Here is a 12,271-nt window from a genome sequence, read left to right on the forward strand (position 1 = left end):
GGCAAATCGAGGCAAAACTAAGGACCCTATTAACCGCGAGAGCAAAATGTAATCTGATATAACTTCGCAAAAAACTGTAACTCATTACGAAAAAAACGATCTATCCTCCGCTGCCCTGCTTCCAGGGCAGTTGTTCAGAGGTTCCTTAAATTAGTAATAATTATACTTAATTATCTGTTCAGGTAGGGATAACTAATGCAAAGCAACTGCCACTAGTGCCAGCTCATCCGACTTCGGCCGTTTACGACCGCGAACGGGAGATCTTGGTAAGTTTTCTGGATCTTACCAATGGTCAGAGCGCTCAGACACGGTAAGAAAGTGGACATTCGGAGGAGCAGTCCGCACAATTGTCAAAGATTGCTTTTGACTACGGCAGTCGATAGTAGTTCAGCCATGGACGAACCGCAGAAGTTTGCTCGGGTCGTCATCCCCTCGCCACTCACTCAGCCGCTCACCTACAGAATTCCCGGCCCATTGGTCGATCGAACCGGACCAGGTTCGCGGGTGTTAATTCCCCTACGGAAGCGCACCATGACCGGCGTCGTGTGGGATATTCTTCATGAAAACCCGCTGTTTGAGGCAAAAGACATCATTGACGTACTGGATGACGCGGCGATCATCGACGACCAGCTGATTAAACTCGCGAACTGGATTGCCCAATACTATTTGGCGTCGCTCGGTGAAGTCCTAGCGACCATGCTGCCGCCGAAATCGCGCCGCGATAGCAAAAGAACCGTTACCCTCAAGGCTGGCGAGCCAGTGTCTATTGATGACGAACTCTGTCGATCGGTGCTCGCGGCACTGGCCCAGCACAAGGGTAAACTCGCCGTCAAAACCTTGCACCGTCAATTTCCCAGTCAAAATATTGACCGTGCCTTAGCGCGCTTGGAAGGGATCGGAACGGTCATTATCGACGATCATTTGGCCAAGCAACGACGCAAAAAAAACATTGTCATGCCGCAGCTCAACTCCGAAGCCGAGGCAGAAATAAGATTTACCCTGACCGAAGAACAGCAAACCGCCCTGCAGAGCATCGCTAAGAGCATCGAGCAAAATTATTTCGCAACCTTTTTGCTCCATGGCGTCACCGGCAGCGGCAAGACCGAAATCTACTTGCGCGCCATCGAACAGACCCAGGCGTTGGGCCGGCGCAGTTTGATTTTGATCCCGGAGATTTCTTTAACGCCGCAATTGCTCGATCGCGTCAACCGCCGCTATCCGGGAAAAGTCGGCGTGCTCCATAGCGCCTTGACCGGCGCGGAACGTTGGGCCCAGTGGTGGCAGATTCTGCGTGGCAATGTCGATGTCATCATCGGCGCCCGCTCGGCGGTATTCGCGCCGATCCCCAACCTGGGTCTGATTGTCGTCGACGAAGAACATGACACCTCCTACAAACAGGAAGACGGTCTGCGCTACAACGGACGGGATGTCGCCGTGGTGCGCGGCAAACTGTTGGGCTGCCCGGTCATTCTAGGTTCGGCCACACCAGCGCTGGAAAGCTACGAGAACAGCCGCCAGGGCCGGTATCAGTTGCTCGAAATCAACGAGCGCGTCGAGCAACGCGCCATGCCGCAAATTGAAACCATCGACCTGCGCACGCAGTTTGCCAAGACATTAGCGTCGACGAATGCGTCTACCGCCAGCCAAACAGTTAGGGTAAAACGCGCCGAGCGGCCGGTGATGACCGATCTGTTCATCAAATTGCTGCGCGAAAACCTCCTCGCCAAACATCAGACGTTGATTTTTTTAAACCGGCGCGGCTTCGCCAATTTTGTCCAATGCAGCCTCTGCGGTTTTCTCTGGCGCTGCCCTTATTGCAGCGTCACTCTGACGCTCCACTTGAAGCAAAAAATCATCTCCTGTCATCACTGCGATTACCGCCGGCCGATCACCAACCTCTGTCCTGAGTGTAAGAACGAATCGCTAAGCGCGGTGGGCGCTGGCACCGAACAGATCGAAGCCGCCCTGCGTGAACTCGTGCCCGATGCGCGCATCGCCCGGCTCGATCGCGACACCACCACCCAGCGCGGCTCCCAGGAAATGCTGATTCGCCAGTGGGGCAAAGGCGAGTTCGACATTTTAGTCGGCACCCAAATGATCACCAAAGGCCACGACGTCGCCGGCGTCACGCTGGTCGGCGCGTTGTCCGCCGACCTGTCGCTCAACTTGCCCGACTTCCGCGCCGCCGAACGGACGTTTCAGCTCTTGAGTCAAGTCGCCGGCCGGTCGGGTCGAGGCGACGATCCCGGCCGCGTGATCATCCAAACCTACACACCGGATCATTATGTAATGCAGTTTCTAGTCAGTAACGACTACAAAGGTTTTTTCAATGCCGAGAGCGAGTTTCGCCGCATGTTGAATTATCCGCCCTACGGCCGGCTGATCAGTTTGCGCCTGGACGGACCTAAAGCGGCAGAAGTGGAGAGCCAAGCCCAAGCGGTGGCCGCAGCGCTTCGACAGCTTCAAAACAGCACGGAGAAGTTTCGCGACCAGATCGAAGTGCTCGGCCCGGCGCCGGCGCCGATTGAAAAACTGCGCAATCGCATTCGGTGGCAACTCTTGCTCAAAGGCAAACAAAGCGCGGCGCTGCTCGATTTCGCCCGTCAAGGGCGCCAGCTGGTAGCCAAATCGCGCAGCGTGCGCCTCCACATTGATGTCGATCCCTACAGTATGTTATGAATTTTTCGTTATGGCGATTTTGGAAATCCTCAAATTCCCGGCGCCCGTGCTGAACCGAATCGCCGCGCCGGTCAAGAACATCAACTCGAAAACCGCCCAGCTGGTGAGCGACATGCTCGACACCATGTATGCCGCGCCGGGCGTCGGACTCGCCGCGCCCCAGGTGGGGGCATCCCAACGGGTGATTGTTTTGGACGTCGACCACGACAATCCCGGCAGGCTCACCTACAAGCTGATCAATCCCGTGATCACCCACAGCGAAGGCGAAGTCATCTGGGAAGAAGGCTGCTTGAGCGTCGTCGACTTCACCGCTGAGGTCAAACGCGCCGCCCAGGTGCAAGTCACCGCCTTCGACATCGACGAAAAAGAAATAAAGATTGATGCTGAAGGCTTACTCGCCGTCGCGCTTCAACATGAGATCGATCACCTCGACGGTAAACTTTTTATCGACCGCATCAGCCGCCTGAAGCGCGATCTCTACGCTCGGCGGCGAAAAAAAATGCTGCGCAGCGGCACCGAGCCGCCGAAAGAAAATCCGCGCGTGATGATCTAGGCCGCGCGCCGCGATCTTGATTGAACCAGCCGCGAATTCCCAATTCCAAGAGCACCTAATGGCAACGCCCTGGCGGATTGTTTTCATGGGCACGCCGCAAGTGGCGGCGGCCACTCTCGATCAATTGATCCAAGGCCCAGATCCGGTGGTCGGCGTGGTCACCCAACCGGACCGGCCGTCGGGCCGCGGCCAGCAAACTAATCCTTCGCCGGTGCGCAAAACCGCTGAAGCGCATAACCTTCCGGTCATCGCCGCGGAAAAAATCCGTACGCCAGAATTTCTCGAAGCGTTGCGACAATGGCAGCCGGACATTATCGTTGTCGTCGCCTACGGCAGAATCCTGCCGAAAACTATTTTACAATTGCCGTCCCAAGGTTGTTTGAACGTGCACTACTCGCTGTTGCCCAAATACCGCGGCGCCGCGCCGGCCGCCTGGACGATCATTAAGGGCGAGAGCGAAGCCGGCGTGACCACCATGAAGCTGGTGGAAGCAATGGACGCCGGTGACATTTATCTGCAGCAAGCGGTTGCCTTGGCTGGCGATGAAACCACCGGCTCGCTGCAAGCGAAGCTGACACCCATCGGTGCCGCGTTGCTTTTAGAGACGCTGCGCCAACTCAAAGACGGGACATTGCTAATGCGCCCGCAAGATTCGAGCGCGGCGACACTGGCGCCGATTCTCAAGAAAGAACACGGCTTGATTGACTGGAACAAGTCGGCGCTCGAAATCGAGCGGCGCGTACGCGGTCTCGATCCCTGGCCTGGCAGTTTTACCCACGTCGGCGACAAATTGCTAAAAATTCATCGAACCAAGACTATTTCCACAGAGCGAAACGGTCAGCCCGGTGAAGTGATCCGCGCCGACGCCGGCGGTTTCTGGATCGCCACGGCGGCCGGCGTCATTGAGCTTGACGAAGTGCAGTTGGAAAATAAAAAACGGCTGGCCGGCAGCGAGTTCATCAAAGGCGCGAGGGTAAAACTCGGTGACCGCCTCCAATGAAGTAAAAACCGTCCGCCACCTCGCCAGCGAGATCCTCTTCAAAGTCGACACGCAAAAAGCCTACGCCGACATTCTGCTTGACGGCGCGCTGACGGCGAGCCATCTAAGCGACCGCGACCGCGCGCTCTTGACCGAGCTTACCTACGGCACGCTCCGTTGGCGCGGCAACATCGACGCGCGCTTGGGCGCAAAGTTGCGCCGGTCATTGGCCGCCACCGACGGCTTCATTCGCAATCTCCTGCGCGTCACGGTCTATCAATTATTTTTCCTCGATCGGATTCCCGATTACGCCGCGGTGAACGAAGCCGTCGAACTGGCAAAAAGCCAACGCGGCGGCAATACCGCCGGCTTCGTCAACGGCGTGCTGCGCAATTTGCTGCGGCAAAAAAATCTCGCCGCGCCAGCATTGATGACCGATGCTTCTAGCGCCGCCCTGGCGGCGGAACTGTCCCATCCAGAATGGCTCGTACAACGTTGGCTCGCTGAGTTCGGCGCGAGCGAAGCCGCCGCGCTCATGCGCGCCAACAACGAACGTGCGCCGCTGGTTCTGCGCGTGAACCGAATTAAATGCCGCCGCGAGGAATTGCTTAAACGCTTGTGCGACGACGGCATCGCCGCGCAGGCGACGCCGCTGTCACCCCAGGGAATTGTCGTCGAATCCGCCGGCAGCGTGGAAAATCTTCCCGGCTTCGCCGAAGGGCTGTTTCAAATCCAAGGCGAGTCGTCGCAATTGATCCCATACCTGCTCGCGCCGGCGGCGGGCGAACGGATTCTCGACGCCTGCGCGGCGCCGGGCGGTAAATCGACCCATATCGCGGAATTGATGGACGACCGCGGCCAAGTGATCGCGCTCGACAACGCGCCTCGCGCCATCAAACGGATCCGCGAAAACATCGCCCGGCTAAACCTGTCGTCGATTCAAATCAGCCGCGCCGATGCCACCGAAGAATTAACGATTGAGTTAAGCGCGCCCTATGACCGCATCCTAGTCGACGCGCCGTGCAGCGGCCTCGGCACGTTGCGCTCCCATCCGGAGATCAAATGGCAGCGCCAAGCAAGCGACATCCAGCGCTTGAGTCAACTGCAAGCGAGAATTCTTGATCGTGTTGCCGTCTATCTCAAACCCGGCGGCGTGCTAGTTTATTCAACCTGCACTCTCACCCGCGACGAAAACGAGCAGCGGGTCGATGGCTTTCTCGCGACGCACAAAGAGTTTGAGTTAGAAGAAGCCGCGCGTTATCTTCCGCCATCGGCGCAAGCCATGGTGCGCGGAAAATATTTTCAAGCGTTGCCACAGCGCGACAACACCGACGGCTTTTTCGCCGCGCGCATGAGAAAGGAAAGTTGAATGCCATGATGAAAATCGCTCCGTCGATTCTCTCCGCCGACTTTAGCCGGCTCAAAGATGAAATTCAGGCGGTGGAAGCCGCCGGCGCTGACTGGATCCACGTCGATGTCATGGACGGCCACTTCGTGCCCAACATCACCATCGGCCCGGTGGTGGTCGAATGGGTGCGCAAGGTGACGACGGTTGCCGTCGATGTCCATCTGATGATTACCGATCCCGACAAATACGCGCCGGAATTTATCAAAGCCGGAGCCGACTGGATCTCGATCCATCCCGACACCTGCGCCAATCCCAACGCGACATTGAAAAAACTTCACGAGCTCGGCGCAAAAACCTCCATCGCTGTCAACCCCGACGTGCCGCTCAGTCGAGTCGCAAACTGCTTCGCCGACATCGACATGTTGTTAATGATGACCGTCTTCCCCGGCTTCGGCGGCCAAGCTTTCATCCCTGATGTTTTAGGGAAAATCAGCGAAGCGAGAACTCTGATCGCCGCGGGCAACCGGCCGATCCTGATCGAAGTCGATGGCGGCATCAAAACCGACAACATCGCCCAAGTCGTCCAAGCCGGCGGCGAAGTGATCGTGTCAGGTTCGGGAATCTTTAAGACGCAAAACTATTCGGACACCATCCGTCAGATGCGGCAGGCGGTGGCTTAGCCCCACCACGCCCCCCGCCACCAATTCAAAATTCCAGATTCCAAAGGGCTCTTCGGCAATCTGGAATATGGAATTTGTAATCTGGAATCGCTTCACTCCGCGAGGCAGTTGTTTTCTCCCCGCGGTGTGTTAGTTTGTCGGCGTCGGGGCGTGGCTCAGCTTGGTAGAGCGCACGGTTCGGGTCCGTGAAGTCGGTGGTTCAAATCCACTCGCCCCGACCAATTTTCTTCTTCTCGCTAAATAATTCTCAACACCGCATTTGTCATACGGCACAGCGCCGAATCGCAGCGATCCGTTCGACGGCGGTCGGATGTGAGTAGTGGTAAGCGGAATACCAGGGGTGAGGATTTGGGTTCGAAAGATTTTTTACCGTCAGGTTAACCAGCGCCTCTTCCATCGCTTTACCGTCATGCAAAGTCATGACGGCAAAGCCGTCCGCTTCATATTCATGTTTACGCGACAAACGGTTCATCAAAGGTCCGAGCCAAAACGTCGCCGGACCGGAGACTAAACTGAACAGCACCAGGGCAACGTGGTTGGACGGCATCAATCCGAAGCCGTGAAAGAACCACGGCGCTTTTAGTAACAAACTCAATAGATAAAGTCCGACCAATGAAAAGATCGTCTGCACGATCAGCATACGGCGGATATGTTTCATCTTGTAGTGGCCCATCTCGTGGGCGAGCACGGCGAGTCCCTGTTCCATCGTCATCTGCTCAATTAAAGTATCGAACAAGACGATCCGTTTGGCTTTGCCGATACCGGTGAAATAGGCGTTGGAGTGACCCGAACGTTTCGAGCCGTCCATGGTAAAAATGCCGGTGGTTTTAAATCCCAATTGCTCGGCCAACGCGAGAATGCGCGTGCGCAGCTCGCCGTCTTTCAGCGGCTCGAATTTATTGAACCACGGCGCGATGAAGGTCGGAAAAATCACGATCATCACAAGTTGGAACGCGGTGATGAAAGCGAACGCCCACAGCCACCAGTAGGCGCCCATCACATCCATCAACCAGAGCACGACGACGAGAAACGGCACGCCGATGACCACTGCGAGCACAAGGCCTTTTGACTTGTCGCTGATGTAGAGTCCGACGGTGGTTTTGTTGAAACCGAATTTGGCTTCGAGCACGAAGGTCGAGTAACAATCCATCGGCAAACTGGTCAAAGAAAAACACAAGCCCGCGGCCAAACAAAAAATGACTCCTTGGCCGTAATCTCCAAGTGAGAATGCCAGCGCCATGCGACGCGCCAATCCATCGAGACCGCCAAGCGCGCCGAAAAGAATGAGCAAAGACACTACGCGGCCGTAAACTTCGCCCCAACGTTGGAAACCACCGTTGGCGAGCGTGTATTCCGTGGACTTGTCGTACTCGGCCGCCGACATCTTGCCGGCAAAACACTCCGGCAGTTTCCGCGTTCCGCGACCGGACTGCACATGGCGCAGGTTTAATTCGTTGAGGCCGAATTCGATGAAAAATTCCAGGGTGAAAAGCGCGAGAAAGATCGTCAGCAGCAGCTGTTCCATTCGGGACGCGAGATAAACTGCGACAGTAAAGTTAAACCGGCGCCGGCACGCTGACCGCGCTGTAGTTGAACACCAGTTTGCCGTCGCTCTCGTCGACTTCGACTTTGCCGCCGTTTTGCAACTTGCCGAAGAGAATTTCGTCGGCGAGCACGCGCTTGATTTCGTTTTGGATCAAGCGCGCCATGGGCCGGGCACCGAACGCCGGGTCGTAGCCGTTAGCGGCGAACCAGCGGCGCGCCTTGTCGGTGAGCTGGAGAAAAACCTTGCGGTCGTTGAGCTGTTGATCGAGCTCGATGATGAACTTGTCCACCACCCGTCCGATATTTTCTTGGTTCAAGGCATTGAACGTGACCATGGCGTCGAGCCGGTTACGAAACTCCGGGCTGAACATTTTTTCGATCGCTTCTTTGCCTTTACTGACATTGGAGCGTAGGCCGAAGCCGAGCGGCGTGCCGCTCATCTCTCTCGCGCCGGCGTTGGTGGTCATGATCAAGACGATATTTCGGAAGTCGGCTTTCTTGCCGTTGTTGTCGGTCAGCGTCGCGTGATCCATCACCTGCAAAAGAATATTGAATAGATCGGGATGGGCCTTTTCGATTTCATCCAACAGCAACACCGCGTGGGGGTTGCGCCCCACTCCGTCGGTCAACAGACCGCCCTGGTCGAAGCCGACGTAGCCTGGCGGCGCGCCGATCAAGCGTGACACGGTATGCTTTTCCATGTACTCGCTCATGTCGAAGCGAATAAACTCGATACCCATGGTTTTCGCCAATTGCTTGGCCAGCTCAGTCTTGCCGACTCCGGTGGGACCGGCGAAGAGAAAACAGCCGATCGGTTTTTCCGGCAATCCCAAGCCCGAGCGCGACAGCTTGATCGTGCTCGATAACATCTCGATGGCGGGATCTTGGCCGAACACCACCAATTTTAAATCGCGATCCAAATTCTGCAGCTGTTCCTTATCCGAAGATGACACGCTGCGCGGCGGAATCTTAGCGATCTTGGCGACGATCTTTTCAATATCTTTGGCGACGATCGTCTTGCGCCGCTTTTCCACCGGTTGGATCTTGACCGAGGCGCCGACTTCGTCGATGACGTCGATCGCCTTGTCCGGTAAGCGCCGGTCGTTGATATGTTTGGCCGAAAGTTTCACCGCGGCGCGAATCGCACCCGCGCTGTAATGCACTCCATGGTGCTTTTCGTAGGCCGGCTTCAAGCCTTCGAGAATCTTGATCGCCTCATCCTGACTTGGTTCGGGAACTTCGATCTTTTGAAAGCGCCGCGCTAGCGCACGGTCGCGCTCGAAATAACTTTTGTAGTCGTGGTAGGTCGTCGAGCCGATGCACTTGAGCTCGCCGGAGGCCAGCGCCGGCTTGAGAATGTTCGAGGCGTCCATGGAGCCGCCGCTGGTGGCTCCGGCACCGACGATGGTGTGGATTTCATCGATGAAAAGAATCGAATCGGGATGCTTCTTGAGACCGTTGAGCACGCCCTTCAAACGCGCTTCGAAATCGCCGCGGAATTTCGTCCCGGCGAGCAGCGCGCCCATGTCCAATGCGTAGATCACCGCGCTTTTGAGTGCGTCGGGCACTTCGCCCTGGTGAATCTTCAACGCCAAACCTTCAGCGATGGCGGTCTTGCCGACGCCGGGATCGCCGACGTAGATCGGGTTATTCTTGCGCCGCCGGCAGAGCACGTGAATGGTGCGTTCGATTTCATCGCCACGGCCGATTAGCGGATCGATATGGCCCTGGCTCGCTTTGTCGACCAGATTGACAGTGAATGCTTCCAAAGGATTGACCCGCTTCGCTCCACGCCCTTCTTCGTCATGTTCTTCATCTTCATCGCGCGCCGGTGCCGGTTCTTCGTCGCCGCCGACTTTGGAAACGCCGTGGGAGACGAAGTTGACCAGATCGTAGCGAGTGATGCCCTGCTCTTCAAGTAAATAAACCGCATAGGAATCGGCCTCGCGAAACATCGCGATCAAGAGATTGGCGCCGTTCACTTCCTTGCGCTCGGCCGACTGGGCATGGATCACCGCGCGCTGCAGCACCCGATGAAAACTCAAGGTCTGTTGTGGATCGCGATCCAAGCCGGCTGGGAGCTTTTCCATCTGGCCATCGAAGAATTCTTCCAACGATTTGTTGAGCCGCTCGACATCGCCGCCGCACGCTTCAATAGCGCCTTTGCCGTCGCGATCGCGCAGCAGCGCATAAAGCAAATGCTCCAAGCTGACATACTCGTGGCGGCGGTTTTTGGCCTCGGTCAGAGCAAAATTGAGTGTGACTTCTAATGCTTTGCTGATCATCCTAAGCCTCTTCCATCGTGCACTTGAGCGGGTACTCATGTTGGCGCGCCAGGTTTTCCACCAGCCCCACCTTGGTCTCGGCGATTTCGTAGCTATAAACGCCGGCTACACCAATCCCCTTCTTATGTACGTGGAGCATGATCTGCACCGCTTCGGTCTGCTCTTTGTGAAAAACGTACTGAAGAACCTGCACAACGAACTCTTTAGTTGTGTAATCGTCGTTATGCAGCAGAACTTTATAGAGGGGCGGCCGCTTGACCTTTTTTTTGGTCTCGGTGACTAGCTGATGTTCAGAATCGTTTTCCCTGCGGCTCATGACCGGCGTTACTTTCCTGCTAACGACAAGAAATCTAACACGCCAGTGCGGGGGGTCGCAATCCTAACGGTGATAACTTGCTTTTCTTCCCGACGGTCATGTTATAGTGGGCTCCTCTGCGGCTGACAGCGCGGGTCCTTGAAAACGTTCGTTAACGCTCCAAAGGAGGTGCCTTATGATTTCGAATAAAGTCAGCGAAATCATGACCACCCATCTGATCACGGCGCCGGCGGCGGCGACAATCTTTGACGTCATGCAGGCCATGGTCACCGAAGACGTTGGGCGCATCGTTATTACTGACGATGAAGTGCCGGTCGGCATCTTCACGGAAAAAGACATTCTGCGCCGGGTCATCGGCGGCAACGTCGACACCAAGAAATCCGATATCAAATCGGTCATGACCGCGCCAGTGCAGGCGGTGGACGAAGAAACTCATATCGTCGATGCCTTTGCCAGAATGTACCAGGGCAACTATCGCCACCTGTTGGTGCGCGGCCGGCGCGGTAAGATTATCGGCATCGTTTCCATGCGCCGGATTCTCAACCTCGCCGTTGAGCTCGGCCAAGTGCTGAGCGAAACCCGCGCCTTGAGCGATATCGCGGTGGGGCCGATGGTCTCGGCCGAAGCGACAAGCACTATTTTTGCAACGGTCGAACTGATGAACCGGCGCAATATTGGCGCCGTAATCGTCACCGACGCCGGCAAGCCGGTGGGCATTTTTACCGAGCGCGACGTGCTCAAACGGTGCGCTGCCGTGGCCTTAGATCTTAGTGCCACCGCGATTAAACAGGTAATGACCGCGCCGCTGGTCACCATGCCAGCCACTCAATTGGTCGGCGACGTGCTCGCCGAGATGTACCGGCGCGACATTCGTAATATGGCCGTCACCAACGCCGCCGGCGCGGTCACCGGCATCATCGCCATGCCGGAAATACTTCAATACGCCCGCGCATTTAACATTGACGAGCAGGTGCGCCGGAGTTGGCGTGAAGTGGCCCGAGAACTTGCTTCAGAAGACCAGTACACGCCGGGATAAAAAGCGAAAAGCGTTGTCTTTCAAGGGGTATATGTTAGAATTGGAGAGTTACCAGTAAGCCCCAATGAGGTCGTATTTTGGATACACTGTTAATCAATGACTTAAACATCTGCATCGCCACAGAGAATGGCTCGGGCAGCGCGTCTTCTAACAACATTCTCTTCAAAGCGATCTTCAAGATGGGTATTCCCTGCTCGTCGAAGAACATGTTTCCATCGAACATTCAGGGATTGCCGACTTGGTACCAGATTCGCGCCTGCGCGGATGGTTACATGAGCCGCAAAGATGTCATCGATGTCATGGTGATGTTCAACGATACAACCGCTGCCAAGGACATTTATCGCGTACGCGACGGGGGTATCCTGCTTTACGACGATTCCACCCCACTAGCAGCCAGCCTCAAACGCGACGGTGTACAGTACGTCGGTTTCCCGGCGAATAAACTAGTTGCCAAACTCGTCCCCGCTTCGCCGCTGCGCGCCAAGCAGCGCAACATGGTCTATGTCGGCGCCTTGGCCTATCTCTTCGGTATCGACATGGCGGTGATCAAGGCAGTACTTGAGGACACTTTTGGCAAAAAACCCGCGGTCATCGAATCGAACCTGGTTTGCATCGATGCCGGCTATCAATATTGCAAGGAACAGGGCGTCAAGCAGAGCATCGCGCGCCTGGAAGCGATTCCCGGCGGCAACCAAGGCAAAATCATCACCGAAGGCAACACCGCGGCGGCGCTGGGCGCCATTTACGGCGGCGCGTCGGTTATTTGCTGGTATCCGATCACGCCGTCGAGTTCCTTGGCCGAATCGATGGAATATTATCTGCCCCGCCTACGTAAGCAGATCGACGGCAA

General features: G+C 56.2%; 10 protein-coding genes and 1 tRNA gene. 8 read left to right on the plus strand and 3 right to left on the minus strand.

From position 1 onward, the window contains the following. The first annotated feature begins 288 nt into the window (after positions 1–288). The 6 genes from priA to EXR70_22875 all read left to right on the plus strand — a co-directional run bounded on the left by priA (position 289) and on the right by EXR70_22875 (position 6,460). Entirely contained in the window at positions 289–2,679 is a 2,391-nt protein-coding gene (gene priA, locus EXR70_22850; GenBank protein ID MSP41336.1) for a primosomal protein N', read from the plus strand. 10 nt (positions 2,680–2,689) lie between these two features. Continuing rightward, positions 2,690–3,232, plus strand: a complete 543-nt coding sequence (gene def / locus EXR70_22855; protein ID MSP41337.1) for a peptide deformylase — start codon at positions 2,690–2,692, stop codon at positions 3,230–3,232. 58 nt (positions 3,233–3,290) lie between these two features. Beyond that, positions 3,291–4,232, plus strand: a complete 942-nt coding sequence (locus EXR70_22860; GenBank protein ID MSP41338.1) for a methionyl-tRNA formyltransferase — start codon at positions 3,291–3,293, stop codon at positions 4,230–4,232. Beyond that, positions 4,216–5,580, plus strand: coding sequence for a 16S rRNA (cytosine(967)-C(5))-methyltransferase RsmB (rsmB, locus tag EXR70_22865; GenBank protein MSP41339.1), 1,365 nt, complete (start codon positions 4,216–4,218; stop codon positions 5,578–5,580). The genes EXR70_22860 and rsmB overlap by 17 nt, the downstream gene beginning before the upstream one ends. Before the next feature lie 5 nt (positions 5,581–5,585). Further along, on the plus strand, positions 5,586–6,239 hold the full coding sequence (locus EXR70_22870; protein MSP41340.1) for a ribulose-phosphate 3-epimerase: 654 nt from the start codon (positions 5,586–5,588) through the stop codon (positions 6,237–6,239). Positions 6,240–6,383: 144 nt separating this feature from the next. Continuing rightward, positions 6,384–6,460: transfer RNA gene (locus tag EXR70_22875), tRNA-Pro, on the plus strand. 41 nt (positions 6,461–6,501) lie between these two features. Here the strand turns inward: EXR70_22875 and EXR70_22880 are convergent. Genes EXR70_22880 through clpS form a run of 3 tightly spaced genes read right to left on the minus strand, consistent with a single transcriptional unit; the run spans position 6,502 to position 10,385 of the window. Further along, on the minus strand, positions 6,502–7,764 hold the full coding sequence (locus tag EXR70_22880; GenBank protein ID MSP41341.1) for a M48 family peptidase: 1,263 nt from the start codon (positions 7,762–7,764) through the stop codon (positions 6,502–6,504). Positions 7,765–7,795: 31 nt separating this feature from the next. Further along, positions 7,796–10,069 (minus strand): ATP-dependent Clp protease ATP-binding subunit ClpA, encoded by a 2,274-nt coding sequence (gene clpA, locus EXR70_22885; GenBank protein ID MSP41342.1) that lies wholly within the window; start codon positions 10,067–10,069, stop codon positions 7,796–7,798. Position 10,070: 1 nt separating this feature from the next. Further along, a complete protein-coding gene (gene clpS, locus EXR70_22890; protein MSP41343.1) occupies positions 10,071–10,385 on the minus strand; it encodes an ATP-dependent Clp protease adapter ClpS in 315 nt (104 codons plus the stop codon). Positions 10,386–10,560: 175 nt separating this feature from the next. On the opposite strand from clpS, the gene EXR70_22895 reads away from it, so the two are divergent. Both EXR70_22895 and EXR70_22900 read left to right on the plus strand, forming a co-directional pair. Further along, positions 10,561–11,421 (plus strand): CBS domain-containing protein, encoded by an 861-nt coding sequence (locus EXR70_22895; GenBank protein MSP41344.1) that lies wholly within the window; start codon positions 10,561–10,563, stop codon positions 11,419–11,421. Positions 11,422–11,498: 77 nt separating this feature from the next. Beyond that, positions 11,499–12,271, plus strand: a 773-nt coding sequence (locus EXR70_22900) for a 2-oxoacid:acceptor oxidoreductase subunit alpha (GenBank protein MSP41345.1), incomplete at its 3' end; no start/stop codon positions are given.

This window comes from Deltaproteobacteria bacterium (genome assembly GCA_009692615.1).
GTDB lineage: Bacteria > Desulfobacterota > Binatia > UBA9968 > UBA9968 > DP-20.